This window comes from Acidisoma sp. 7E03, from assembly GCF_054665075.1.
Window position 1 is genome coordinate 43,070 of record NZ_BAAFHE010000005.1, and the last position, 25,963, is coordinate 69,032.

Consider the following 25,963-nt stretch of genomic DNA (forward strand, 5'->3'; position numbering starts at 1 on the left):
GTCACGCCGCGTTGCGGCCCCCGTAGCGCCGCACGCGCAGATCAGCCTGCGCCTTGTGGCCGGCGAAATTCTCAATGGCGCAGAGCCGCGAGCAGTATTCGCCGACGAGGGCGCTGGCCGTGTCGTCTACCTCCTGATAGGTGCAGGTCTTGATGAACTTGCCAACCCAGAGCCCGCCCGTGTAGCGCGCCGCTTTCTTCGTCGGCAGCGTGTGGTTGGTGCCGATGACCTTGTCACCATAGGCGACGTTCGTCTGCGGACCGAGGAAAAGCGCACCAAAATTCGTCATGTTCTCGAGGAACCAGCGCGGATTGCGCGTCAGCACCTGCACGTGCTCGGACGCGATGCGGTCGGCTTCCTCCAGCATCTCCTGCTCGGTGTCGCAGAGGATCACCTGCCCATGGTCGCGCCAGGCAACGGACGCCACATCCGCCGTCGCCAGCGTCTCGAGTTGCCTCGCGATCTCGGCCCCAATCCCTTCGGCGATCCGGCGGGAGGTGGTGAGCAGAATCGCTGGTGAGGTCGGGCCGTGCTCGGCCTGGCCCAACAGATCGGTCGCGCACATCTCCGCATCCACGCTGTCATCGGCAATGATCAGGGTCTCCGTGGGGCCGGCAAAAAGGTCAATCCCGACACGGCCGTAGAGCTGGCGCTTGGCTTCGGCGACGAAGGCATTGCCCGGGCCCACCAGCATGTCCACCGGCGCGATGCTGGGCGTGCCGATCGCCATGGCGGCCACCGCCTGGATGCCACCGAGCACGTAAATCTCGTCCGCGCCCGCCATCGCCATGGCGGCAATGGTCGCAGCCGGCGGCTTGCCGCCGAGCGGCGGTGTGCAAGCGACGACACGCTTCACGCCGGCGACCTTCGCCGTCAGGACGCTCATATGAGCCGAGGCCACCATGGGGTAGCGGCCACCAGGCACGTAGCAGCCGACGCTCGCCACGGGGATGTTGCGATGGCCGAGGCGCACGCCCGGCAGCGTCTCGATCTCGAGATCATGGATCGTGCCGAGCTGCGCCTCGGCGAAGCGGCGGATCTGCGCCTGTGCGAAGGTGATGTCCTCGATCACCTGCGCGGGCAGGCTCGCGATCAGCGCGTCGATCTCCGCTTGCGTCAGGCGAAAGCGCGCAGGGCTCCATTTGTCAAATCGCTCGGAGAGATCGCGGACCGCCTCATCGCCCCGCGCCGCGACGTCATCAAGAATTCCTTCCACCGTCTGACGAACCTTCCGATCCGCCTCGGCGGTTTCAGCCGCGGTCTGGGCAGTTTTGAGGTGTGTGATCATCCTGGTCATCTCCTGTTGGGAAGCCGGAACCGCGGCGCACATCCGCGGTTCCGGCGGCAGCCGGTCGCCCGGTCAGGGCTGGACGGTCGGCTGAACCTTGGTCAGCGGATAGAGGTTCGCAGGCGGCTTGCAGTGGCTGCAATTGATGCCCGGCGTATCTGGCGCCGCCACAACATCGGCCGGCAGCGGCTGGATGGTGGCACCCGGCGTCGGCTTGCCGTCCTGCGCCGTCACCAGCGAGAGTTCGGGCAGCAGCGTCGGCTCGAACACCTCGGTCACGAAGGAATCCGGCACCTTGCCCGCGGGAAAGGTGTTGCAGCCATTGGCAAAGGTGTCCCCGGTGCAGAGCTTGACGCCGGAGGCCGGCACCCAAGGCAGCGGATACTGGATGTTGTGGACCTTCAGGTCCCGCTTGCCCGCCAGCTTCTCCATCATCAGCTTGAAGGCATAGCCGGCGGTGGCGGGCGGCGAGCCGGACGACACACCCTTGAGGCCGCGCGCCTGGTAGTCCGGGTTCGCGAGCGCCAGGCGGAAGCCGTTGGAGTTCTCACCCGTCACCGGAATCAGTTTCTTCTGCCCGGTGGCGAGCAGCGCCTTGATGGCGCCGTCTTCACCGGCCTGCGCCCAGATGCCGTCCACATCCGGATGCGCGGCAAGCGCCTTCGCGGTTTCCGACTGCGTCGTCTGGTCCGACCACATGCCGTAATACTCCGCGACGACCTTGATGCCCGGGTATTTGTTGAAGACGGACATGGCGCCATCGGTATGGCGCTTATCGACGGAATTGCCCGGCACGCCGCGGCTGAGGAAAATCTTACCCTTGCCGCCGAGCGCATTCACCAGCGCCTGAGCCGTATTCTCACCGAAGCCCGCCGTGATGTAGCTGACATTGTAGGCGCAAGGCTCCGTCACCGTCGCGTCGTACATGAAGAACAGCACGCCCTTGGCGCAGCCGCGCTTGATGATGCGATTGAGGCCCGTAGGCGAGACCGGGAAGCTGATGATGCCCTGGGCACCGGCATCGATCATGCTCTGATAGGCCGAGATCTGCGCCTGCACGTCGGTGCCGGAAATCACCTCGCGCAGATCGACCATCTTGTCGTAGGGCGGCGTCGCGGCCAGCGCCTTGACGATATTGGCCGCCTCGCTCTGCCAGGCATTGCCGCTGTAGCTGAGGCTGAGGAAGATCTTCAGCTTCTCCTGCGCCTGGGCCGGCGCCGCGAGGGCCGTCCCCAGTCCCAGGCCGCAGCCCAGGGCCACCAGCGCGGTTTTCAGTCTCATCCAGCGTCGCATTGTCGTTTCCTCCGTTTTTGTTTTTGTCGGGGTCGTTCGTGGCGCGCCCGCCTCGGTCAGCGGGCGCGCACCCTCAGGCGGGTGAACCAGAGGGACAGTTCCTCGCGCAGCAGCAGCAGGGCGATCAGGATCACCAATCCGTAGATGATCGTGCGCCAGCCTTGCGCGATGCCGATGGAGGCGATGACGGTCGAGAGCGTCGTCAGCAGGAAGGCACCGGCGATGGCGCCGGCATAAAGGCCGCGCCCGCCGATGATGGAGGTGCCGCCGATGACGACAGCGGCGATCGAGGGCAGCAGGTAGCTGTCGCCCATGGTCAGCGTGGCGCCGCCGCTGTAGCCCACCATCAGGATGCCGGCGAGGCCGGCGGAGGCGCCGCTGATCGCATAGGTCAGGATGACGATGCGGCGCACCGGCATGCCGGCAATCGCGGCGGCGTCGGGGCTGGTGCCGATGGCATAGAGCCGGCGGCCGAAGGGCGTCGCCTGCTGGAACAGCGTGCCGAGCACGGCGAGCAGCGCCATCAGCAGGATCACCCAGGGCACGCCCGCGAGACGGTGGCTGAACAGTGCCGCCAGCGCCGGGACCGACTGGCCCTGCGGCGTGCCGCCGGTGATGCCGAGGGCTGCGCTGTAGACGATGATGCCCATGGCGAGCGTCATGATGAAGGGCGGCACGCGGAAGAGCGTGACCCCGATGCCGTTGACGGCGCCGACGAGGCCCGTGACGAGCAGCACCGCCGGAATGCCCCAGGCGAGGGCGGGGGTGGAGCCGCCGATCCAGCTGAAGGTCAGAATGCCGCCCATGGTCATCATGGAGCCCACCGAGAGGTCGAGCCCGCCGAGCAGGATCACGCATTGCTGGCCGAAGGCGATGACCATGACGAAGGAGGTCAGCACCAGGATGGCGCGCGCCTGCTCCCAGCTGCCGAAGGCCGGGCTGATCAGGCGCGAGGCCAGGATCATCACGATGGTGACGGCGAAAAGCCCGATCACAGTCCAGACCTCACTGCCGATGCGGCGGCGCGGCGCGCGGCGTTCGTCGGGGGTTGCCTGCAGGCGGGCGGTGTCGAGGCCGCTCATCGGCCGCGCCCTTCCGCCAGTCGCACGGTGACGGCGCCGATGACGACGGCGAGGATCATGACCAGCCCCTGGAAGATACCGGTGTAGAAGGAGGAGATGCCGGCGGAGAACAGCACCTTCTGCAGCAAGGTGAGGGTCGCGGCGCCGATCATGGAGCCGACGAGCCCGCCGCGTCCGCCGGTGAAGGCGGTGCCGCCGATGGCGATGGCCGCGAACATCAGCAGCAGATAGGTGGTGCCGCCATTCGGGTTGCCGGTCGCGGTCACCGCGCTGAGCATGAGCCCGGCCAGGCCGTAGAGCCCGCCCGCCAGGCAATAGGCGCGGAATTTGGCGCGGCGGACGGGAATGCCGGCCAGCGCCGCCGCCGTCTCGTCCGCCCCGATGGCATAGACCGCGATGCCCCAGTCCGTCCGCCGCAAGGCGAGCCAGAGCAGGATGACGAGGCCCGCGATCGCCGCGGCCACGGGAACAGAGCCGGGCAGAACGCCGGAGAAGCCATAGACCACCGCATCCGGCACCTGTCCGCCCGGCGCGTCCAGCACCAGCAGGGCGATGCCCTGGCAGACGATCATGGTGGCGAGCGTGGAGGCGATGGATTGCAGCCGCACATAGGCGACCAGCCAGCCGTTCACCGCGCCCACCGCGACCCCGACGGCCACCGCAAGGAGAAGGCCGAGCACGGCCCCCCAGGCCCCGTCCGGCAAGGCTGTGGCCAGCAGCACGTTGGTGAGCGCGATGACCCCGGCGACCGAGAGGTCGAAGCCGCGCGTCAGCACCACGAGGCCGCCGCCGGCCGCAGCCAAGGCCAAGGGCAGGGCATTGTTGAAGAGGTCCGTCAGGCCCGAGGCGCTGAGCGTTTCCGGCTGTTTGACGATCTGCACGATGAGCAGCACGAGGAAGACCAGGAAGACGTTCAGGGTGCCGTGGGCCGCCAGGCGACGGCCCGTGGCGGGCCGGCCCAGGGGCCGCGTGCCAGTGGCGCTCATGCCGCGGCCCTCGCCAGGTCGCCATGGCCGGTCGCCAGCGAAACGAGGCGTTCCTCCGTCATGGCCGCGCCGGACAGCTCGCCCATCACCCGGCCCTGGTAGAGCACCAGGCAGCGATGCACGAGCTGGACGAGTTCGGCGAGTTCCGTGGAATAGATCAGCACGCTGCCCCCTGCCGCCGTGAAATCGCGAATGACGCCGTAGATCACCTGCTTGGTACCGACATCGACGCCGCGCGTCGGGTCGAACAGCACGAGGTTGCGGGCGCCCGACAGCAGCACGCGCGCGATCAGCGCCTTCTGCTGGTTGCCGCCCGACAGGGCGCCGATCCGCATGTCGAGATAGCGCGGCGCCAGCTCCACCCGCGCCGCCTCGCCGCGCACCGCCTGCATCTCGCGCCGGCGGCTGATCAGGCCGAACTGGCGCAGGCGGTTGAGGATGGGAAAGGAGATGTTGGCGGCGGTGCCGAGGGTGAGGAAGATGCCTTCCGTCTTGCGCTCCTCCGGCACGAAGCCGATGCCGGCGGCAAGCGCTGCCGCGGGCGTCGCCGCCCGCAGCGGCCGGCCCTCGACCTCGATCGTGCCGGAGAGCGGCGCCACCACGCCGCCCAGCATGCGCATCAGCTCCCGCTGGCCCTGGCCCTCGAGGGCGGCAAGACCCAGGATTTCGCCCTGGCGCAGCGTGAAGCCGACATCGCTGATCGTCCGGCCGGTCAGGCCGCGCACGGCAATCGCGGGGGCGGCCGTGGCATGATCCGCCGCCTGGCCGGGTTGATGCCCCTCCGGGGCGCTGCCCACCATCATGCGAAAGATGTCCCCATCCTCCGTGCCGGCGAGATCGACCGTGCCGATGCTTTCGCCATTGCGCAGCACCGTGCCCCGCTGACAGAGCCGCCGTACTTCCGCGAGGCGGTGGGAGATGTAGAGGATCGAGACGCCTCCTGCGGCGGTGAGGCGCGCGATCAAACGAAACAGCCATTCAGGCTCGGCCAGAGCTGCCGTCGGCTCATCGAGAATGAGCACGCGGGGCCGGTGGCTCAGGGCGCGGACGATCTCAAGCCGCTGCTTCTGGGCCAGGGACAGATCCCGGACCAAAGCGCGCACCGGGATGTCGGTGGCATCGAATTCGCTCAGAATCTCCGCCGCACGGGCCTCGTTCCGACGCGCCACGGCCAATCCGCCCAGGCCTTTGATGAGCGTCGGCAGCAACAGGTTGGTCGCGACCGTCAGATTGGGCAGGAGACTCAGCTCCTGAAATGCCGTGGAGATGCCGGCACGACGCGCCTCCATCAAAGATGCGGGACTGTAGGCCGCACCATCCAGGCGCAGCGTCCCGCGATCCGGTGTCACGATGCCGCTGAGAATCTTGACCAGCGTTGATTTGCCAGCGCCGTTTTCGCCGAGTAGCGCATGCACCTCACCCTGCCGCAGATCGAGCGTCACGCGGCGCAGGGCGATGGTCGCGCCATAGGCTTTGGCGAGGTCTTCGACATGCAGGCGAATGCCGGAGGCGGTCTCGCCACTCATGGCGTCTCCTCCGCAACTTGCCGCTTATGGTGGGCGAGCGCCATCAACCGTCGGTCTCGCCACGCCATGCGCTCTGCGAGCTTCTCAGCCGGCAGGATAGCGCGTCGCTCGGTTTCGAGCTTGGCGATCAGCGCATCGTCCCACACCTGGTGCGACTTCGTTGATGCGGCAATGCGCTGGTACAGCGGGCCAAGTCGGCGGGCATAATCGGCAATCCCGCCCGGTGCGTTCAGGTCGATCGTCTCGAAGGGGCCCATGAAGCTCCAGCGTAGCCCGAGCCCGTGTTTCACCGTGCGGTCAATGTCCTCGGCGGAGGCAAGACCTTGCTCCACCAGACGCCAAGCCTCCATCAACAAGACGGCCTGCAGCCTGTTGAGGAGAAAGCCTTCTGCCTCGCGCGTCATCTCCACCGGCACCTGCCCCGCCGCTTCCATCAGATGGCGCACGCGCCGAATCGTTTCAGGCTCTGTCCAAGGCGCAGGAACCAGTTCCACGATGGGGGCGAGATAGGGCGGGTTGACGGGATGAGCGACCAAGCAGCGGGCGCGGCAGCGCACATGGTCGGTATAGGCCGAGGCCGGAATGCCGGAGGAGGAAGAGCCGATCAGGGTGTCCACCCCGACTACCGCGTCGATCTCCGAAAAAACCGCCCGTTTGGCTTCGATCGTCTCGAAGACGCTTTCCTGCGCGTAGACCGCACCGTGCAAGGCCTCCGCGAGCGTGGCGGTTGGCGTTACGCGGGCCAGAATCGCTTTCGAATCATCGATCAGGTAGAAGGCACGAAGATCATCCAGGCTTTGCGCGATGAGACCGCGCGCAGCGTCCGCGGCACCAGACTGGCCGTCATAGAGGGCGACGTCATACCCTGCGCGGGCGAAAACGATGGCCCAGCCGCGGCCGACAAGACCGGTGCCGATAATCGCGACTTTCGCGGTTTCGCTCATCGCGTCGCTCCTCCTGGCGCAAGGTTTCAGGCAAAGCCCGATGCATGCGACCTTTTCTTTCACCCGGACTATGGCCGGCTTCTTGGACAGGAAGAAGTCTAAGCCCATTGCATCCGGATGCAAGCGGTTTTTGCATCCGGATGCACCGTGGCTTCAAAAAGGCGCGGCGCGAGGCCGCGCCGCCATGTCAGACCGGCAGCCGCTCGCGCAGCTCGTCGACGAGGACTCGTGTATTCTCGGAATAGTCGATCGGCACGACGACGAGATGCACGCCGCCGCCGGTAAACGCGGCTTCGAGTGCCGGCCGCAAACCTTCGGCCGCGGTAACGCGCGTGCCTTTCGCGCCATAGGCCTGGGCATAGGCCACGAAGTCCGGATTCTGGAAGGTCATGCCGTAGTCCTGGAAATGGTCCACCGCCTGTTTCCAGCGGATCATGCCAAAGGCATGGTCTTCGATAATGAGGACGACGAGATTGAGCCGGAGCCGGACAGCCGTCTCCAACTCCTGGCTGTTCATCATGAAGCCGCCATCCCCGCAGACCGCCATCACCCGCCGGTTTGGATTGAGCAGCGCCGCCATGATGGCCGAGGGCAGGCCCGCCCCCATCGTTGCCAGCGCATTGTCAAGCAGCAGCGTATTGGCGACCTGCGTGCGGTAATTGCGGGCGAACCAGATCTTGTACATGCCGTTGTCGAGGGCCAGGATGCCGTCGGGCGGCATCACCTGACGGATGTCGTGCACCAGGCGCTGCGGCGTCAGCCGGTCTTCGGTCGCCCGCGCGGCGATCCGCGCCAAAATCCCCTCCCGCAAGGGCAAGAGGGCCTGTGCATTCGGCAGCCGGCCCTCGACGCGGTCAGCCAGCAGACGCAGGGAGGAGCCGAGATCGCCGATCACTTCGGTCTGAGGAAAATAGACCTGCTCGACGCTTGCTGGCTGGTAACCGACATGGATGACCTGAGGGCCGTCTGCCCCCATGATGAAGGGCGGCTTCTCGACCGTATCGTGGCCGATGGTGATGATGAGGTCCGCCCGCTCGATCGCCTCGTGCACGTAGTCCCGCTCGGACAGCGCGGCCGTACCCATGTAGAGCTCAGTGCCGCCGGGCACGGTGCCTTTGCCCATCTGCGTCGTGAAATACGGAATGCGCGAGCGCACCACGAATTGGGCGAGATCGGAGCTGGATCGCGGCCGCGAGGCCGCCGCACCCAGCATCACCAGCGGGCGCTCGGCCCGCATGATGAGGTCTGCCGCGCGATCGAGTGCCGCTTCACTCGCCCGGGGCAATTCGACCGGATGCGGCGGGATCAGGGTAACGGGCGCCGTTTCGGCCGCGGCGATATCCTCCGGCAGTTCCAACAGAACTGGGCCGGGACGTTCCTCTTCCGCCACACGGAAGGCTTCGCGCACCAGGGTCGGGATCATGGCCGGTGAAACGATCTGGCGGGCAAGCTTCGTGATCGGCTTCATCACCGATACGATGTCGACGATCTGAAACTGCGCCTGGCGTGAGGACAGGATGCCCTTCTGTCCGGTGATCATGATCATCGGCATGGCGCCAAGCTGCGCATAGGCGGCGGCCGTCGTGAGGTTGAGCGCACCCGGCCCAAGCGTGGTGAGGCAAACGCCGGGCTTGCCGGTCAGTCGGCCATGGGTCGCTGCCATGAAGGCGGCCGCTTGTTCGTGCCGGGTCAGCACAAGCTCGATCGAAGAGTGACGTAGCGCCTCCACCACATCGAGGTTTTCCTCACCCGGAATGCCGAAGATGCGGTCGACCCCCTCGTTCTCGAGGGCGGCAACGAGCAGTTCGGCAGCTTTCGGCATGAAATTCTCCTGGCCTCGCTGGCAGTGGTCTTCGGCCCTCGTTTTACCTGCATCCGGATGACGGTGCGAGAGGCAAGACGCCCGCCAGAGGGGTGGGACGCCGCTCCGCGAGAAGGCGCTTGACATACTAATATATCACTCTCAAGCTTCCCCCAGAAGAAGAGCTGCACCGTCGCGCGCCACCGGCGCGATCATGGTGAAAACGGCGCGCCGGCTGGAGAGAGGGAGGAGAAGATGCTCACACGGAGAACCGTCATCGGCAGCATGGGGCTGGCCACCGCCGGCGCCGCGTGGCCCTGGGCCGCGCAGGCCGCTCTGCCGCTGCCGAAACATCCTGTGCAACTGACGATCGTCGACGTCGCCGGCAATCTGGCGCTGACGCAGAAGGCGATCGACTCCTACCGTCGGGCGAAGCCGGGCGTGGTCTCGCGCTTTGCCTTCACCAAGGCGCCAGCGCCCGAACTGCCCGCCAAGATCAGCGCGATGCAGCAGGCCGGGCAGATGGGGATCGATCTTGTGCTCACTGGCACGGACGCGCTTTCGGCCGGCCTCTCGCAGAACCTCTGGCTCGACCTTACCCCCTACCTGCCGGATCTGCCCAATCTCCAGCAGATCTACATTCCGCAGGCCTGGAAGATGCAGGCGATCGCCCAGAACCATGGTGTCATCGTCACCTACTACCCCTCGGGGCCGCTGCTCGAATACATGCCCGACGCGGTGAAGGCGGTGCCGGGCACGGCCCAGGAACTGCTCGACTGGGCCAAGCAGAATCCCAACAAGTTCATGTATGCGCGGCCGGCGAATTCGGGGCCGGGGCGTACCTGGCTGATGGGCCTCCCCTACATTCTCGGCGACAGCGATCCGCACGACCCTGTCCATGGCTGGGACAAGACCTGGAGCTATCTCAAGGAGATCGGCCAGTACATCCAGTATTATCCCGGCGGCACCACCCAGACGATGCGGGAACTCGGTGAAGGCACCCGCAGCATCATCGTCACGACGACGGGTTGGGACATCAACCCGCGCGTCCTCGGCATCGTACCGAAAGAGGCCAAAGTCGGGAAGCTCGCCAATTTCCATTGGGTGACGGACGCGCACTACATGGTCATCCCCAGAGGCGTCTCTCAAGACAAGGTCGCCGTCCTCATCGATCTCATGAATTTCATGCTGCAGAAGAAGCAGCAGGCCTATGCCTACGACCAGGGCTACTTCTATCCGGGGCCCGCGGTCGCCGGCGTCACGCTCGACATGGCCCCTCAGGAGTCTCAGGCCGCCATCAAGACCTTCGGCCGGCCGGAATACGACCAGTGGATCGACCAGTATCCGAAGGAAATTCCGCTCGACGCGCAGAAGATGGTCACGGCGTTCCAGCTGTGGGACCAGCGCATCGGCGCCCAGAAAGGCTGATCCCCGAGACTGAGGAGAGGAGCCGCGCCATGACCGAAACGCCCGTTCTGCAGAGATCGGTCCCGGAGCCTATATCCACACCGCGCCTGCCGGTGGAAGAGGGAGACACCAAGCCGGCCGGCCGCGGCGTCTTGGAATTGGCCGGCGTGCGGCGGGATTTTGGCCACTTCGCCGCCCTCAAGGGTATCGACCTGCGCATCGCGCCCGGGGAATTCGTGGCCCTCCTCGGCCCCTCCGGCTGCGGCAAGACCACGGCTCTCAACTGCATCGCCGGGCTCATGCCACTGACCGGCGGACGCATCAGCCTGGGCGACCGGCGCATCGACGACCTTCCTCCGGAGCAGCGCGGCTTCGGCATGGTCTTTCAGAGCTATGCGCTCTTCCCGCATATGTCGGTGCGAAAGAACATCGGCTTCGGCCTCGCCATGCAGAAGGTTCCGAAACGCGAAGCCGAAGAGAGGATCGACGAAGCGCTGGCCCTCGTCCGCCTGCACGATCATGGCGACAAGCTGCCCGGCCAGATGTCGGGCGGCCAGCAACAGCGCGTGGCGATCGCGCGCGCCATCGTCATCCGGCCACCCGTGGTGCTGATGGACGAACCGCTCTCCAACCTCGACGCGAAGCTGCGCCTCGAGATGCGCGCCGAGATCCGCCGCATTCACGAGGCTATCGGCTCGACCACCATCTACGTGACCCATGATCAGGACGAAGCGCTATCGATGGCCGACCGCATCGTCGTGATGCAGGACGGACAGATCCGCCAGACCGGCGTGCCCGAGGATCTCTACGAACGGCCGTTGCACGCGGACGTGGCCGAGTTCATGGGCTTCCGCACGCGGCTGCAGGGCCGCGTGCAGAACGCCCAGGGCCTGCGCGTGACGGTGGAGGTCGCAGGCAGCGTCCTTGACGGTGTCGCCCACACGCCCCTGGCCGCGGGCCAGCCGGTCACACTGATGGTGCGGCCCGAAGACTTGCTGGCCACCAGCGCGGGGCCGGGCCTGTCGGGCGAGGTCCGCAGCATCGAATATCGCGGCCGCGCGTTTTTCGGGACCGCAAGCCTGCCGGATGGCCGGAACATCTTCTTCCGAAGCGAGGTCCGATTTGTGATCGGCCAGACGATCCGCTTGGCGGCTGCCTCCTCTCAGGTGCTCATCTTCGCGGAGGACGCGCGATGAGCACCGCGGCGGCTCAGCAGCACATGGCGCGAATCCGGCTCCGTCAGCGCCTCGCCGCTCGAGGGATCGACGGCATCACCCTGCTCGTGCTTCCGGCGTTGCTCGCTCTCCTCGCACTGTTCGTCTATCCGTTTCTGTACGGCCTTGCGGTCTCCTTCGCACCGAAGGTCGGCCCCTTCTACGCGAACTACCGCAAGTTCTTTGCCGATCCGTTTCTGCGATCGACCATCTGGCATACCTTGGCGCTCGCTCTGCCCACCACCGTGATCGGCATCCTGCTCGCGCTGCCCATCGCCTTCCGGGTCCGGCTGATGCGGCGTCAACGCGCCCTCACCACCATCCTGCTGTTGCCGATGACGCTCGGCACCGTTCTGATCGCCCAGGGGCTGCTCACCTATCTCGGGCCGCACGGCTGGTTCAACCGCATCTTGATGCTGCTGCACGTCACCCGCGCGCCGGTGCTATTGACGAACAATTACTGGGGCGTCTTCGCATCCCTGGTCCTCACCGGTTTTCCCTTCACCTTCCTGCTCACCCTCTCCTATGTGAGCGGCATCGATCCCGCGCTGGAAGAAGCGGCAGCGACGCTCGGTGGCTGCGGCTGGGATCGTTTCCTACGCATCTATCTGCCGCTGCTGGCACCGGGCTTGGCGGTGACCTTCTGCCTCTCCTTCGTCCAGGCTTTTTCGGTCTTCCCCTCGGCCGTGCTGCTCGGCGCGCCGGCCGGCAGCACGCACGTCATCTCGATCGCGGCTTATCAGGCGGCCTTCGAGCAGTACAACTACTCGCTTGGCTCGGCCATCGCCATGATCATGGGCGCGGTTCAGCTCATCATCGTGATCGCGGTTCTCGCCAGCCGTCAGCTTTTCTATCGGGGCCCGGTGGGCGGCACCAAAGGATAAGGCCATGATCCGTAACGATGGGCTCGCCGATCGGCTGTGGCGCTACGCGATCTGGGCGGTTGTGGCCGTTTTTGTCGTCAACGTCATCGCGGTCATCGCGGTGGTGGTGATCGACTCCTTCGCCGCGCGCTGGTTCGGCACCTGGCTACCCCCGGCTTTCGTGACCCATTGGTATGGGGACGCCTGGGAAGATTTCCAGCTCTCCGACATCCTCATCGTCACCTTCGAAATCGTCGCCGCCGTCGTGCTCATCTCCGGGCTGCTCGGTGTGACTGCGGCCTACGCGCTGGCGCGGCGTAATTTTCCGGGCAAGCAGATCGTCCTTCTGATCTTTCTCGCACCCCTCCTCGTCCCGCCCCTGACCTACGGGATCCCGCTTGCGACGCTGCTCTATCGATCCGGCCTCGGCGGCACGATGACGGGCGTGATCCTCGCCAACCTCGTGCCCACCGTGCCCTTCATGGTGCTGGTGATGATCCCCTTCATCGAGCAGATCGACCCGCGGATTGAATCCGCCGCCCGTGTCTTCGGCGCCTCCACCCTCAGCCTCTTCCTGCGCGTTCTGGTGCCGCTGCTGCTCCCCGGCGTGCTCGCAGGCCTGCTTCTGGTGATGGTGCGGACGATCGCGATGTTCGAGCTGACATTCCTGACCTCCGGCGCGACGAGCCAGACGTTGGTGGTCGCCCTCTACTACGCGGTCTTTGCCTCCGGCGTGCGCGCCGGCCAGGAGGTGGACGTCATGGCCGTGGTCTACATGATCTCGACACTGGTCTGGCTGCTGATCGCGCTGCGCTTCGTGAGCCCGACGCAGATCGTCTCGCGCGCCAAGCAGCGGGCCTGAGTGGGCGGTGCCGCGCCGCCGTCAGGCCTTGGCCATGTCGGCGGCGATCCGTCGCAGCGCATCCTCGAAGACCTCCGGCGGCTGGCCGCGGAAATCAGATAGCGCCCGTCGATGACGATGGCGGGCACGGAATTGATGCCGCGCGACCGCCACAGCTGCTCGGCCTCGCGCACCTCCTCCGCGAAGCGGCCGGAGTTAAGCACCTCGCGGGCCGCTTCTGGGTCGAGGCCGGCCGCCTCGGCCGCCGCCACCAGCACCGCATGGTCGGACGAGTCGCGGCCCTCGGTGAAATAGGCTTGGAACAGCGCGTGCTTAAGGGCGCGCTGCCGTCCTTCGCCTTCCGCCCAATGCAGCAACCGATGGGCATCGAAGGTGTTGTAGATGCGGCTCTCGTCGGTCATCGCCATAGTGAAGCCGACACCCTCCGCACGCGCACGAATGCTCGCGCGCGTGTCGGCAGACTGCGCAGGCGTCACACCGTATTTCTGGGTAATGTGCTCGACGATGTTTTGGCCGCCGGACGGCATGTCGGGGTTGAGTTCGAAGGGCTGGAACCGGATCTCGGCCGCAATCGCGTCCCCCGTGCGGGCCAGTGCTTCCTCGAGACCACGCAGGCCGATGATGCACCATGGACAAGACACGTCCGACACGAAGTCAATCTTCATCTGCTGCGTCATCAATCGTCCCTCGGCCACGGCGCGCAGTATGAACCTGGCGTCGAGAGGCATCAACCGCCACGCGCCTTGGTTGCGTCACGGGTGCGATCATCCTAGTAATTCAGTCAGTCATTTGCTGCATTACCGTGGGCTACGCAACAAATGAGGCGAGAATGCACAAACGCGCAAGCGCGTCTTGTGGGTTAGAGTGGGAGGATGCCTGCGCGTGACGCCTCCAAAGCGTCACGAACGATACGACCAAGACATGAGACAAGCTTCGGGTTCATAGACCGACCAGAAAAACGCGGCGTGCCAAATAAAAGCGGGATGGGGTGGAGAAGATGTCGAAAGAGTTGGAAATGTCCGGTGTGATCGGTCGACGGGATCTGATGAAGATCGGCGCCGCAGCGGGTGCGGCCGGCGTGGTGACGGCGCCGGGCCGCGTTTTTGCGGCCGCGGACGGGCCGGTGAAAATCGGAATGCTCGACCCTCGCACCGGCACCTACGCCGGTCTGGGCAGCGATGAGGTGCACGGCGCCCAAATGGCGACGGACGCGATCAATGCCAAGGGCGGCATCCTGGGCCAGAAACTGCAGCTCATCGTCGAAGATTCGCAAGGCTTGCCGGGTCCGGCGGTGGCCAAAGCGCAGAAGCTGATGAACCAGGACAAGGTGAACTTCCTTATCGGCGCGGTCAGCTCCGCGGTCGCGGAAGCGCTCAGCCAGTTCGCGCAGCAGAACCAGCTTCTCTATATCGACACCGGCGGCCATGCAGACGACGTGACCGGCAGCAAATGCGCCTGGACCACCTTCCGCACCTGCTCCACCACCTGGATGCTAACGGCGGGTGACTTTGGCACCTTGTTCAAGAAATTCGGCAAGAAGTGGTATTTCATCACGCCGGACTATTCCTTTGGCCATGCCCTGCAGACCGACTACGAGGCGCAGCTGAAGAAGGCCGGCGGCACCTCGCTCGGCAGCGCGCTGGCGCCGCTTGGCACCACCGACTTCTCCTCCTACCTGATCCGAGCGCGCGCCGCGAACCCCGACGTGCTCATCTGCCTCTCTGCCGGCAACGATCTCGTCAACTGCCTCAAGCAAGCGGTGCAGTTCGGCATCGACAAGACAACCACCATCGCCGGTGCCATGCAGGAGATGGAAGTGCTCGAGGCCCTTCCGCCGCAGGCCCTGCTCGGCTGGTGGACGATGGAATGGTACTGGGACCAGCCGGGCGTTCCGCATGTGGCGGAGTTCGTCGACGCCCATAAGAAGGCCTATGGCGGCAAGGTCCCGACGGCGCGCACCTGGTTCGGCTACGTCTCGGTCCACGCCATCGCGCTCGCGGCCACGAAGGCGCAGTCGATCGAGACGCTGAAGGTGGTCAAGGCTCTCGAAGGTCTGGAACTGCCCCCAGAAGTCGCCCTGCAACCCGGCAAGTGCTACTATCGGGCTGAAGACCATCAGATGATCGCCAACATGTATCCCGGCTACGTGCCGAAGGGGGCGACCTATCCGAACCTCTTCAAGGTCTCGGAGGTCGTGCCCGGCGGCACCATCGCGAAATCGCCCGCCGAAACCGGTTGCAAGATCACCTATCCAAGCTGATCCGCTGACGGAAACTGAACCGGCGCGCCGCACCCGATTGGGTGCGGCCTTTGGAGTGCGGCCGTGGAACTGATGCTTCTCTACAGCGTCTTCAACGGGTTCATTGTGGGCATCTTCTACGCGCTCATGGCGCTCGGCCTGTCATTGATCCTCGGTTTGAATGGCGTCATCAACTTCGCCCAGGGCACCTTCATGGCCCTCGGCGGCTACCTGGCCTATACCGTCGAGCCTTATGTCGGCTTCTGGGGCGCTCTGGTACTGGCGCCCTTTGCGGCGGTGGTGCTCGGCCTCGCGACGGAGCGCATTCTGATCCGCCCGCTCTATGGCCGCGATCCGCTCTTCTCCCTGCTTCTGACCTTCGGGCTGGCCATGATCATCGAGGATCTGGTGCGGACGATCTGGGGGTCGGTGGGGGTCCCCTTCACCCTGCCCGGCTACCTCAACGCCCCGCTCAGCACCACGATGTTCTTCCTCACGGGCTATCGCCTGGTGCTGATCGCGATCACCGTGGTCGCAACCGCAGCGCTCTTTGCGGCGCTGCGCTATACGCGGATCGGCATCCGCATCCGCGCCGGCAATGCCGATCTCGAAACCATCTCGTCTCTCGGAGTGAACATCTTCTTTCTGCGTGCGGCGAACTTCGGTATTGGCATTTTTCTCGCCGGCCTCGCCGGCATTCTCGCCGCCGGGCAACTGGGCCTTTCGCCCAGCATCGGCAGCGACCTCATCATGCCCTCCTTCGTCGCCATCATCGTGGGCGGCGTCGGCAGCCTCATCGGCAGCGTGCTCGGGGGGCTGATCATCGGCGTTGCCTCCGGCGTCACCGCCGCCTTCTTCCCCGTCGCCCAGGAGGTCGTCATCTACGTCATCATGGCCGTTGTCCTCATCATCCGGCCGCGCGGCCTGCTCGGGCAGGAGGGCCTTTTCGAATGACCACCTTAACCCGCAGCAGCCCGAGCCTGCCGGCGCGACCTGCCTTCGGCGGCCGGGAAGCCTCCTCCCTCATCATCTGGCTTCTGCTTCTGGCGGTTCCGCTCTGGTTGCCGGTGATCGGCGGCTATACCGATCTCGCGACCCGCGTGCTGATCTTCGGCATGGCAGCGACGGGCCTCAACCTGCTGCTCGGCCAAACCGGCGGTCTCTCATTCGGCCATGCCGCCTATTTTGGCCTGGGCACCTACGGCACGGGGCTCTTCCTCATCCACGGCCTGCCCTCCCTTCCGCTCGCCATCCTCGCCGGCACCCTGCTCGGCGGCATCGCCGCCATCCTCGTCGGCCCCATGGTGATGAAGCGGCGCGGCATCTACTTCTCGATGATCACCATCGCCTTCGGGCAGATGTTCTATTTCGTCGCCGTGCGCTGGAACGGGCTGACGGGCGGAGAGGACGGGCTCACTGGCTTTTCCCGCGTGCCGCTGCATCTCGGCGGCGTCGCGCTGAAGCTCGGGCCGGTCCGCTTCTACTATCTCGTCCTGCTGCTCTTTGCCGCCGTCATGCTGCTGGTCTGGCAGATCCTGCGGTCCCCCCTCGGCCATGGCTTCGTCGCCGCGCGCGAGAACGCCACCCGGCTGCGCTTCCTGGGCGTTTCTGTGGAGCGCCAGATCTGGGTCTCCTTCGCCATCTCCGGCTTCATCGTCGCTTTGGCCGGCAGCCTCGAATCGCTGCTGGTGAGTTTCACGTCACCCGCCAATCTCCAGTGGCAGCTTTCGGGCGAATTCGTCGTCATGTGCGTGCTCGGTGGCATGCGCAGCTTCTGGGGGCCCTGCCTTGGCGCCCTCATCTTCATTGCGGCACAGGATTATCTCAGCAGCGTCACCGGGAATTGGATGACCTTCATCGGCCTGATCTTCGTCCTCGCCGTCCTCTTCTTCCCGAACGGGCTGCTCGGCTTCATCCGGACGAGGAGCCGGGCATGAGCCTGCTGGTCCTCGACAACGTCACCCGCCGCTTCGGCGCGCTGCAGGCTCTGAAGGGTATCTCCCTCTCGGTCGAACCTGGGGAGTTGCGCGCCATCATCGGGCCCAACGGCGCGGGGAAGACGACGCTCTTCAACCTCATCAGCGGCTACTTTCCGCCCTCCTCCGGCAGCATTCGCTTCGCCGGCGCGCCGATCACCGCCGTCAGCCCCAACACCCTCGTGCGGCGCGGCATCATCCGCACCTTCCAGATCACCCAGATCTTCCTCTCCCTCACCGTCTACGAAAATCTGCGGGTCGCGGTGGAGAGCGCAATGGGCTTGCAACTGCGGCCGTTCATCTCGCGCGCGACGCGCGCGCAGGTCGAGGACAAGGTGGATGAGCTGATCGAGACCACGCGGCTGGGAAGCAAGCTGGACCGCATCGCCGGGGAACTCAGCCATGGGGATCAGCGTGTCGTGGAAATCGGCATTGCGCTTTCGCGGGCACCGAAGCTGCTGCTGCTCGACGAGCCGACCGCCGGCATGGGGGACGAGGAGACGCATCACATGACCGACCTCATCCGGCGCCTGAACCGCGAGCGCGGCATCACCATGCTTTTCGTCGAGCATGACATGGCAATCGTCTTCGGCATTGCCGACCGCATCACCGTGCTCGACAACGGCGCCTTCCTCGCCGAAGGAACGGCTGCGGAGATCGCCACCAACCCGGCGGTGCAATCGGCCTATCTCGGCACCGCCATCGCGGAGCAGGCGGCATGACGGTCGCGCTCGAGGCCGAGGGCCTGCAGACCTACTACGGCAAGAGCCACATCCTTCACGGCGTTTCGCTGCGGCTCGGCGAAGGCGAACTCGTGGCCCTGCTCGGCCGCAACGGCGCCGGCAAGACGACCACCATGCGCAGCATCATGGGCCTCACCCCGCCCCGTGCCGGCAGCGTGAAGGTGTTCGGCGCGGAGATGACGCGCCTGCCACCCTACCGGATCGCGGCTGCCGGCGTCGGCTACGTGCCGGAGGGCCGCAAGATCTTCGGCCATATGACGGTGCATGAAAATCTCCTCGTGCCGCCGGATCGGCCGGGGCACTGGACGATCGAGACGATCTACAAGCTCTTCCCGCGTCTGGAAGAACGCCGCACGAGCAAAGGCGGAAAGCTTTCAGGTGGTGAGCAGGAAATGCTCGCCATTGCCCGCGCCCTTCTGCTCAATCCGCGCGTGCTGATCCTGGACGAGCCCTCCCAAGGCCTCGCCCCGGTGATCGTGCAGGAGGTGATGCGGACCGTCGCCCGCATCAAGCGCGAAGGCACCTCGGTACTGCTGGTCGAGCAGAACGCCTTCCTCGCCCTGCAACTCGCCGACCGCGCCTATGTGCTGTCGGATGGGGAAGTGGTTTATGAGGGCGGCGCGGCTGAGCTCGCCGCCGATACCGAGCGGATGGAGAAGCTCGCGGGCGTCAGCCATCACGCCTGACGCGGCGCGCTAATCCGTCAGGCTGCCGGCGAAGAGGACGGGCCCGGTCGGCAGACCCGTGGGCGAACCGCCCTTGGGTTCCAAGCTCACCATCAGCTGAGTATGCGGCACGAGGCGGACCGGGGGGCGCTGCACCACGAGGGTCTGCGTGGGCGGGAGCACGCCAAGGGAGACTGGCTTCGTGCCTCCGGGCGGCAAGGCCCAGAGTTCGAGATCCTTGCCGGTCGCCACGGACGCGGGATTGACGGCGCTGACGCGCAATCCCCCGGCGGGAAGTTCGTCCGCCAGGAAGGCGATCTTCGCGCCGCCCGCGGGCAACAGGGCCGCCGCCTGGTGCGGCGCCGGCGGCCGCAGCACCGTCAGTGCCAGCAGCGCCGCGGCCGCCGCGAAGCCAGCCCCGGTCGTCCAGCGCCAGAGCGCGACGCTGTCCCATAGCCGGCGCCGAGGCGCCACGCCTCGGGCCGAGGCCCGCGCGGCAAGCCCGGTCGCCGCCGCGATGGCGGCCCAGACCGCGGCTGGCGGCGTGATCGGCGGAACCTCGGCCGCGAGAGGGGCGAGCCGCGCCTGCCAAGCCGCAATCTCCGCCGCCAGCGCCGGATCGCGCGCCGCAGCCGCGGCGACAGCCGCTGCCTCTGCCGGCGACAGCGTGCCCAGCACGTATTCGCCGGCGCGCAGCGTGCGGTCTTCCTCCGGTGTCATGCCCGTGCCGCTCATGGTTCGAGGCACCGTTTCAAGCCGATCAGAGCCCGGCGAATCCAGGACTTCACGGTGCCGAGCGGCGCCGACAGCCGGCTCGCAAGCTCCGCATGGGACAGCCCGTCGAGGAAGGCCAGACGGATGATGCGCTGTTGCGCCTCATCCAGCGTGCCGAGGCAGTCATAGAGCGCCGCCGTATCACGGCTCGCCCTCACCTGCTCGAAGGGATCGGGGGCGGGGTCCGCGCTCTCCGGCGGTTCGTAGCCGGGCTCCTCTCGTTGACGGCTGCGCAAGATGTCGATCGCGCGAAAGCGCAGCAGGCCGATCAGCCAGGCCTCGGCCGATCCCCGTTGTGGATCGAACCGCGCCGCCTGCCGCCAGACCTGCACGAAGGTGTCCTGCAGCGCATCGGAGGCCAATGGTGGCTGCCGCGTCATCCGCAGAGCCAAAGCGTAGAGGCGCGGCGATTGCTGCTCATACAGGACACGAAAGGCAGCAGCATCGCCTTCGGCCGTGCGGTACAGCAAAGCTGCGGCCGTCTCCCGTTCGGGCTGTGAGCCTTGGTCTGTCACGCGGCCAAGCCATTCCTTCCCATGCGCCCGCCACGTCCAGCGCGGGTGAGAGAAGCCTAGCAAGACCGGCGCGAAGGGAAAAGCCTGATCGGACATGGTGTCCGCCGCTCCTTCACACCGCGGATGCGGATCATCGGCGTTACGGCCGCGACGGCTGCCTGGATGCGCAGAGCTGAGAAGGAAAGTTTTCGCAGCATCATGCATCCGCGCCGTGCGGTGCTCCGTAAACCAGACGCGTCAGAGAACGACGCGATATAGAAAGGAGATCACCATGCGACTTGCCCGCACCTCCACATTTCTGCTCGCGGGTTTGGTTCTGCCGATCTTGGCGCCTCTGCCTGCACTCGCCCAATCCAGTGCGGAGACGACCGTCATGGTTGGCGGGGCACCGATGTATCCGTCCAAGAACATCGTTGAGAACGCCGTCAACTCGAAGGACCACACAACGCTCGTGGCGGCGGTGAAAGCCGCGGGCTTGGTGGGAACGCTGGAAGGCGCAGGCCCTTTCACGGTCTTCGCGCCGACCAATGCGGCTTTCGACAAGCTGCCGCCGGGCACCGTGGACACCCTGCTGAAGCCTGAGAACAAGGCGATGCTCGTCAAGATCCTGACCTATCACGTCGTTCCCGGGCGCTACACGGCCGCGGATCTGATGGCGATGGTGCAGAAGGCGGGTGGCACGGCAACGCTCACCACCGTCGAAGGTGCGCCGCTGATGATCAGCGAAGACAACGGCCATCTCTACGTCGAAGGTGAAAAAGCCGGAAAGGCCGAGATCACCATTCCAAACGTCATGCAGTCGAATGGCGTGATCCAGGTGGTGGATGCCGTCCTCCTGCCGGGCTGATCGGGCACGCCGGGCGCCACGCGCCCGGCCATAATCGCGCGCGTCCCCCTCCACGACGGCCACGGCGGCGCTCTGTCGCGGTAGGAGGATAAATCAACCTGACGGCCGATGCCCGCCCCCTTTGACGGGGATGGTCGTGCTGCCCGACTTCGGCACCTGCCAAGGGCTCATGCCCCAGGAAGCGAGGGCATGGCTGATTTTCGGCAGCCAACCTGCCCCATGTCGCGATAACGGCTTAGGGAAGGGCTATGTCCGCCCTTCCCGCGCCTGCCCCCCGCTCCGTGCCAGACGGCCTGCCGCGTGCCGCGCGCCTGAAGGCGATGACGGCGGTCGCCCTCGCCGTGCTGCTGTCCGTGCTGGACTACACCGTCGTCAACATCGCCATGCCCGACATCGCGCGGGACGTGCATACGAGCAGTTCCGCTTCCATCTGGGTGATCAATGCCTACCAGCTCGCCAACGTCATCGCACTGCTGCCGGTCGCGACGCTCGGCGAGAAGTTCGGCCATGCCCGCATGTGCCGCATCGGCCTCGTCACCTTCGTCGGTGCCTCCCTGCTCTGCGCGGCATCCCAGACGCTTCCCGAACTCGCGGCCGCGCGGGCGATCCAAGGACTGGGCGGCGCGTGCATTCTCGGCGTCAATGCCGCGCTGATCCGCTTCATCTATCCCGCGAACATCCTCGGCCGCGGCATCGCATTCAATGGCCTAGTCATCGCGCTCGGGGTCGCCCTCGGGCCCTCCGTCGCAGCCGCCGTTCTCTCCTTCGCGAGTTGGAAATGGCTGTTCCTCATCAACCTTCCACTTGGTGCCGTCGCGCTCTTTTTCGCCGCCGCAGCCCTTCCGCAAACACCGCGCACGCCGGTGCCCTTCGACGGCTTGAGCACGGCGCTGCTGGCGCTCGGTCTCGGCTGCCTCATCACCGGGGGCGATAGCTTCGCCCAAGGCGACGGCGCGCTGCGCGGCGGCATCCTGCTTGCCCTCGGCCTCGTCAGCATGATCGTGCTGGTGCGCCTGCAACTGCGGCGGACGCATCCGCTGCTGCCGGTCGATCTCCTGGCGCGGCCTGCCTTCTCCATCGCCTTCGCAGCCGGCTTCCTCGCCTTCGTCGCCTCCAATTTCTTCATCATCTCCATGCCCTTCAACCTGACGGACGTGCTGCATCGCAGCCCGGTGGAGACGGGGCTCATCATCACCGCCTGGCCGGTGGCGATCGTGCTGACGGCGCCGCTCGTCGGCCGGCTGGCCGATCGCTATCCGGCGGCGCTCCTCACCTCGCTCGGTCTCGTAATCTGCGGCACCGGCTTCCTGCTGCTGCGGCTTCTGCCGGCCGACCCCGGCAACCTCGACGTCGCCTGGCGCATCGCGGTGGCCGGCTGCGGCTTCTCCATGGTCCAGCCGCCCAACAACAAAGCGATGCTGATGGCCGCACCCCGGCACCGCATCTCCGGCGCAAGCGGCATGATCTCCGTCTCCCGCCTGCTGGGGCAGACCACGGGCGGCATGCTGGTCGCCCTCACTCTGGGCCTCGCCCACGTGGCGCCCACCAAGACCTGCCTGACCTTCGCGGTGCTCGCGGCTCTGCTCGGCGCCGGGCTGAGCGCATCCCGCGTCCTCGCCAAGACCGCCGACGCCGCCTGATCCTATTGCGGATGGACGGGCGGGTGCTCCGCCACGAGCTGCGGCAGCTTCGCCTTTTCGCGGGTGAAGGTGATCAGTCCCGCAGCGATGATGATGGCCGCACCGATGATCATGATGCCGTCGGCATGGTCCCCGAATAGCCCGTAGCCGAGACCAATCCCCCAGAGCATCTGGCTGTATTGGGTGGGAGCCAGAATGCTCGCGGGCGCCAGCCGAGACGAGACCATCATCAGCACGTTGCCGGCGGCACCCATCAGCCCATAGGAGAGGATGAAGGCGAGGTCGTGCGGCGGGGGCCAGGCGAAGTGCGGCAGGCTGACCGCGAGCCCCGCGGCGAGCGGACCGATGAGCCCGGCGCCATAGAGCGAGATGCGCTTTTCCGAGTGGCCCAGATGACGCAGCACCACGATGGTGACCGCGCCGGCGAAACCGCTGCTCAGCGCCGCGACATGGCCGAGCTTGAGCGCGTGGAAGCCTGGCCGCAGGACGATCAACACGCCGATGAAGCCGAGGATGACGGCTGACCATCGGCGCCAACCTACCGTCTCCTTGAGAAAAATGACCGAGAGGATCGTGACGAAGCTCGGCAGCAGGAAGATCAGCGCGAAGGCCTCCGCCATCGGCAGCTCGGTGAAGGCGACGACCGAGGAGAGGGCGCCGAGGGCGGCAGCGCCGGCACGGATCAGCCACATGCGGCCATTGCGGCAGGTGACAAGATCGCGCCACCCTTCCCCTGCCTGTCGCACAAGCGGAATCGCGGCGAAGCCGATCAAGGCACCGAAGAACATCAGTTCAAAGGGCGGCACGGTGCCATGTAGGGCCCGCACCGAGGCATCGCTGAGCGCATAGGCCACGTATCCCAGGAAGGAGATCACCAACCCGCGCACGGTTCTCCGATGCGTCTCATCGGCGCTCAACGCGATACCTTGCATGGATCTATCCTTCCTCGGCCTCAGCTCGGCGCCCCAAGGCCACTTTCGGCGCAGGTCCGCGGCCTGTCGCCCCCGAACAGGGCATCGAGCAGAATGCCCACTTTCTGCAGCGCCCCGGCATCGAGGCGCCCCTGCGCCGTGCGGAACGGGCCATCCACCACCACCGGTACAGCGACGGACGAGCCCGAAACCCGGGCGAGTGGGGTGAGTTTCAGGGCCAGGCTCTCCCGACCGAGATCGATCTGGCCCTGCCCGTCGAGCTGCAGGTAGGTGCTGTTCAGCGCCAGCGTACTGACGGAGGCGACGCCCCTGTCGATCGTGCCGGCCAGTCCGAAACAGCGAATCTGCGTCATCCCATCGCGCGGCACCACGATGTTCAACGCTTTGAGGGACGCGGCGGCGAGATCGATCAGCGCCTGGTTGCGGATGCTGCCCGCCCCCATCGTCGCGGAAAGGCTGCCGGCGAGGGATGCGGCGATCGCATGCGGGCTGGCACCGTTGGCCGAAAGATCCGCATCCACACGAAGACCGCCATTCGCTGGCCCAGGCAGCCCGAACCGCTGGATCAGAAGCGCCAAGGGCACGCCCGGGGCGTGCAGAACGAGATGCAGGCTGGGCGGGTTGCGCGTGGCATCGGCGGTGAAGGATCCGTCGACCGCTCCACCGGCAAGCGCCGACTGCATGCGGTCCAGCGTCAGCCGGCCGTCTTTCAGACGCACGGCGAGGCCGATCTTGTCCCATGACTGACCCTGGAAGGTGAGCCGGCCAATGGTGCCCGCCACATCGATGTCCGGTCCGCGCAAGGCCGCCCAGAAAGGCAAGTCGGTGCGCGAAAACACGGGACCTGCGGTGCCCGCCGGCGCCGCAGGTTTGACCCCGAGGCCGAGAGCCTTGAGCAGGGCGTCGAGATCCAGCCGGTTGGAGGTGAGCTTGGCGGCCACCGCTACGCCGCCGCCAAGACCGAAGCGTGCGCTGCCAGAGAGATCGCCGGCCGAGGCCGTGAGCTTGGCCCCGCTCAGAGACAGGCTCTTGAGGTCGGCAGGCAGGCTCACGCCTCCGACAAAATGCACTTGCGTGAGATCCGGCAGCGCCGGAGAGACGAGCGGCCGCAGGCGGGACAGACGCGGCGTGTCTAGAACCACTTGGGCCGTCAGGCCGGCGAAGGTGGTCGTATCGGCCGAGAGCTTGCCTGCGAGATGCAGCTTGGCCGGATCGCCCGCAAGCGCCGTTGCGTCCAGCGTCACCGGCACGGTGTTGCGGCCGTCGAGATGGAGCGGAACGCCGAGGGACGCAGCGAGGGTGAAGGGCGCACCGGCGTAATGCCCCTGCCCTTTCACTCGCGCCGTGCCGCCGGGCTTGTCGAGCGCGGCATCCACCGCGCCAAAACTCAGGCCGGGGATGCGCGCCGATAGATCGACGCCGCTCCAATGCAGCGTCGTCGCGCCAATCACCGGCAAATCGCCCCGCACAGGTCCGTTGGTGATATGCGTCTCGAACGTGAGATCATGCAGCGGCGGCAGCTGCATCGGCGGCAGGAGGGCGTTGAGCGCCTCAAGCTTCGGCGCATCCCCGCTGACGGCGAGATCATAGTCGCCGGCCAGCGTTACCGTACCGGAGGCATCGGCCTTTGCACCGAAGGCGCGGAAATGGAGCGCCGCCTGCCAGGGGTCGGCAACCTGGCCCGTCGGCTGGATCGTCATGCCGAGGTCAAAGGGCGCATTGTCCTGATAGACCAGCGTGGAGGCCAGCGTGAAAGCGCCGCGGTCGGTCGGATGCGCCGCCTCCAGGTTCCGAATGCCGATGACGTTGGTGCGCGCGGGCAGGCGGGAGGTGACCATGCCGTTGACGATGTGCAGGTGCCGGATCCGCAGCGTCGGGTGAAACCAGCGCGGAATGTCGGCCGCGCCGGTGCCTGCGGCGCTTCCCCCCTGCGCGTGGAAGAACCAGTTCGGCTCGCCTTTGACCTCCTCGAAGAGGATGTTCGGCCCCGTCAGGTCGAGCTGGGTGATCTCGATGCGCTGATGCAGCAGGGCGAGGAGGGAGATTTGGGCGCGGATCTTGTCAACGCGCGCCATGTAGGAGCGGGAACCGCCGGAAAGATTGGCGAGCCTGACCTGGCTGACCTCGATCCAGGGTTCGAAGCCGGGAGTAAGGGTGATCGGCCCCGCAAGCGTCAGAGCACGCCCGGTCGCGCGCTGAACCGCCGCCTCGATCTCGGGCTTGAACTCATTCGGATCGACGAGCGCAACCGCAAGGCCAAGCGCGAGCGCCGGCAGCAGAACGATCACGCCAAGGGCGGACAGCACCCAGGCACGGCGAGACAATGGCCTTCCTCTCTTCCATCGAAGCAGCCGGTCCCGTGTGCC

Annotated in this window: 23 protein-coding genes; 11 read left to right on the forward strand and 12 right to left on the reverse strand. The window is 66.3% G+C overall.

Annotation, left to right across the window (positions count from 1 at the left end; genetic code table 11):
• Position 1: 1 nt before the first annotated feature.
• From hisD to ACYQ6W_RS09150, 7 genes are all read right to left on the reverse strand, one after another.
• Positions 2-1,288 (reverse strand): histidinol dehydrogenase, encoded by a 1,287-nt coding sequence (gene hisD / locus ACYQ6W_RS09120; RefSeq protein ID WP_459674884.1) that lies wholly within the window; start codon positions 1,286-1,288, stop codon positions 2-4.
• 72 nt (positions 1,289-1,360) lie between these two features.
• A complete protein-coding gene (locus ACYQ6W_RS09125; protein ID WP_459674885.1) occupies positions 1,361-2,569 on the reverse strand; it encodes a sugar ABC transporter substrate-binding protein in 1,209 nt (402 codons plus the stop codon).
• A 68-nt stretch (positions 2,570-2,637) separates the two neighbouring features.
• A complete protein-coding gene (locus ACYQ6W_RS09130) occupies positions 2,638-3,663 on the reverse strand; it encodes an ABC transporter permease (RefSeq protein WP_459674887.1) in 1,026 nt (341 codons plus the stop codon).
• Complete coding sequence (locus tag ACYQ6W_RS09135) at positions 3,660-4,649, reverse strand: ABC transporter permease (RefSeq protein ID WP_459674888.1); 990 nt, start codon at positions 4,647-4,649, stop codon at positions 3,660-3,662. The genes ACYQ6W_RS09130 and ACYQ6W_RS09135 overlap by 4 nt, the downstream gene beginning before the upstream one ends.
• Positions 4,646-6,175, reverse strand: a complete 1,530-nt coding sequence (locus ACYQ6W_RS09140; protein WP_459674889.1) for a sugar ABC transporter ATP-binding protein — start codon at positions 6,173-6,175, stop codon at positions 4,646-4,648. The genes ACYQ6W_RS09135 and ACYQ6W_RS09140 overlap by 4 nt, the downstream gene beginning before the upstream one ends.
• Positions 6,172-7,119, reverse strand: coding sequence for a 3-hydroxyacyl-CoA dehydrogenase (locus tag ACYQ6W_RS09145; protein WP_459674890.1), 948 nt, complete (start codon positions 7,117-7,119; stop codon positions 6,172-6,174). The genes ACYQ6W_RS09140 and ACYQ6W_RS09145 overlap by 4 nt, the downstream gene beginning before the upstream one ends.
• A gap of 187 nt (positions 7,120-7,306) precedes the next feature.
• The gene (locus ACYQ6W_RS09150; RefSeq protein WP_459674891.1) at positions 7,307-8,941 is read right to left on the reverse strand and encodes an acetolactate synthase large subunit; all 1,635 of its coding nucleotides are present in this window, start codon (positions 8,939-8,941) and stop codon (positions 7,307-7,309) included.
• 234 nt (positions 8,942-9,175) lie between these two features.
• Here ACYQ6W_RS09150 and ACYQ6W_RS09155 point away from each other — a divergent pair, with 234 nt between their 5' ends.
• The 4 genes from ACYQ6W_RS09155 to ACYQ6W_RS09170 are packed head-to-tail and all read left to right on the forward strand — an operon-like array spanning position 9,176 to position 13,266.
• Positions 9,176-10,348, forward strand: coding sequence for an extracellular solute-binding protein (locus ACYQ6W_RS09155; protein WP_459674892.1), 1,173 nt, complete (start codon positions 9,176-9,178; stop codon positions 10,346-10,348).
• 29 nt (positions 10,349-10,377) lie between these two features.
• Positions 10,378-11,523: an ABC transporter ATP-binding protein gene (locus ACYQ6W_RS09160; protein WP_459674893.1), complete on the forward strand. Its 1,146-nt coding sequence runs from the start codon at positions 10,378-10,380 to the stop codon at positions 11,521-11,523.
• Complete coding sequence (locus ACYQ6W_RS09165) at positions 11,520-12,425, forward strand: ABC transporter permease (protein ID WP_459674894.1); 906 nt, start codon at positions 11,520-11,522, stop codon at positions 12,423-12,425. The genes ACYQ6W_RS09160 and ACYQ6W_RS09165 overlap by 4 nt, the downstream gene beginning before the upstream one ends.
• A 4-nt stretch (positions 12,426-12,429) precedes the next feature.
• Positions 12,430-13,266 (forward strand): ABC transporter permease, encoded by an 837-nt coding sequence (locus tag ACYQ6W_RS09170; protein ID WP_459674895.1) that lies wholly within the window; start codon positions 12,430-12,432, stop codon positions 13,264-13,266.
• Here ACYQ6W_RS09170 and ACYQ6W_RS09175 read toward each other — a convergent pair.
• On the reverse strand, positions 13,176-13,994 hold the full coding sequence (locus ACYQ6W_RS09175; protein WP_459674896.1) for a DsbA family oxidoreductase: 819 nt from the start codon (positions 13,992-13,994) through the stop codon (positions 13,176-13,178). The two genes, ACYQ6W_RS09170 and ACYQ6W_RS09175, sit on opposite strands and share 91 nt — an antisense overlap.
• 287 nt (positions 13,995-14,281) lie before the next feature.
• Here ACYQ6W_RS09175 and ACYQ6W_RS09180 point away from each other — a divergent pair, with 287 nt between their 5' ends.
• The 5 genes from ACYQ6W_RS09180 to ACYQ6W_RS09200 all read left to right on the forward strand — a co-directional run bounded on the left by ACYQ6W_RS09180 (position 14,282) and on the right by ACYQ6W_RS09200 (position 18,910).
• Complete coding sequence (locus ACYQ6W_RS09180) at positions 14,282-15,526, forward strand: ABC transporter substrate-binding protein (protein WP_459674897.1); 1,245 nt, start codon at positions 14,282-14,284, stop codon at positions 15,524-15,526.
• Between the two features lie 72 nt (positions 15,527-15,598).
• A complete protein-coding gene (locus ACYQ6W_RS09185) occupies positions 15,599-16,459 on the forward strand; it encodes a branched-chain amino acid ABC transporter permease (RefSeq protein WP_459675189.1) in 861 nt (286 codons plus the stop codon).
• Positions 16,456-17,442: a branched-chain amino acid ABC transporter permease gene (locus tag ACYQ6W_RS09190; RefSeq protein ID WP_459674898.1), complete on the forward strand. Its 987-nt coding sequence runs from the start codon at positions 16,456-16,458 to the stop codon at positions 17,440-17,442. The genes ACYQ6W_RS09185 and ACYQ6W_RS09190 overlap by 4 nt, the downstream gene beginning before the upstream one ends.
• A complete protein-coding gene (locus ACYQ6W_RS09195) occupies positions 17,439-18,203 on the forward strand; it encodes an ABC transporter ATP-binding protein (RefSeq protein WP_459674899.1) in 765 nt (254 codons plus the stop codon). Before ACYQ6W_RS09190 ends, ACYQ6W_RS09195 begins: the two co-directional genes overlap by 4 nt.
• Positions 18,200-18,910 carry an ABC transporter ATP-binding protein gene (locus tag ACYQ6W_RS09200; protein WP_459674900.1) on the forward strand — a complete coding sequence of 237 codons (711 nt, stop codon included), beginning with the start codon at positions 18,200-18,202 and terminating at the stop codon, positions 18,908-18,910. The genes ACYQ6W_RS09195 and ACYQ6W_RS09200 overlap by 4 nt, the downstream gene beginning before the upstream one ends.
• A gap of 9 nt (positions 18,911-18,919) precedes the next feature.
• Here ACYQ6W_RS09200 and ACYQ6W_RS09205 read toward each other — a convergent pair whose 3' ends face one another.
• On the reverse strand, positions 18,920-19,624 hold the full coding sequence (locus ACYQ6W_RS09205) for an anti-sigma factor (protein ID WP_459674901.1): 705 nt from the start codon (positions 19,622-19,624) through the stop codon (positions 18,920-18,922).
• The gene (locus tag ACYQ6W_RS09210; RefSeq protein WP_459674902.1) at positions 19,621-20,274 is read right to left on the reverse strand and encodes a sigma-70 family RNA polymerase sigma factor; all 654 of its coding nucleotides are present in this window, start codon (positions 20,272-20,274) and stop codon (positions 19,621-19,623) included. Before ACYQ6W_RS09210 ends, ACYQ6W_RS09205 begins: the two co-directional genes overlap by 4 nt.
• 175 nt (positions 20,275-20,449) lie before the next feature.
• On the opposite strand from ACYQ6W_RS09210, the gene ACYQ6W_RS09215 reads away from it, so the two are divergent.
• Both ACYQ6W_RS09215 and ACYQ6W_RS09220 read left to right on the forward strand, forming a co-directional pair.
• Positions 20,450-21,025, forward strand: coding sequence for a fasciclin domain-containing protein (locus ACYQ6W_RS09215; protein ID WP_459674903.1), 576 nt, complete (start codon positions 20,450-20,452; stop codon positions 21,023-21,025).
• A gap of 248 nt (positions 21,026-21,273) precedes the next feature.
• Entirely contained in the window at positions 21,274-22,665 is a 1,392-nt protein-coding gene (locus ACYQ6W_RS09220; protein ID WP_459674904.1) for an MFS transporter, read from the forward strand.
• 2 nt (positions 22,666-22,667) lie between these two features.
• On the opposite strand, the gene ACYQ6W_RS09225 is transcribed toward ACYQ6W_RS09220, so the two are convergent.
• Both ACYQ6W_RS09225 and ACYQ6W_RS09230 read right to left on the reverse strand, forming a co-directional pair.
• Positions 22,668-23,597, reverse strand: coding sequence for a DMT family transporter (locus ACYQ6W_RS09225; protein WP_459674905.1), 930 nt, complete (start codon positions 23,595-23,597; stop codon positions 22,668-22,670).
• 20 nt (positions 23,598-23,617) lie between these two features.
• Positions 23,618-25,921, reverse strand: a complete 2,304-nt coding sequence (locus ACYQ6W_RS09230; protein ID WP_459674906.1) for an AsmA family protein — start codon at positions 25,919-25,921, stop codon at positions 23,618-23,620.
• Positions 25,922-25,963: the final 42 nt, after the last annotated feature.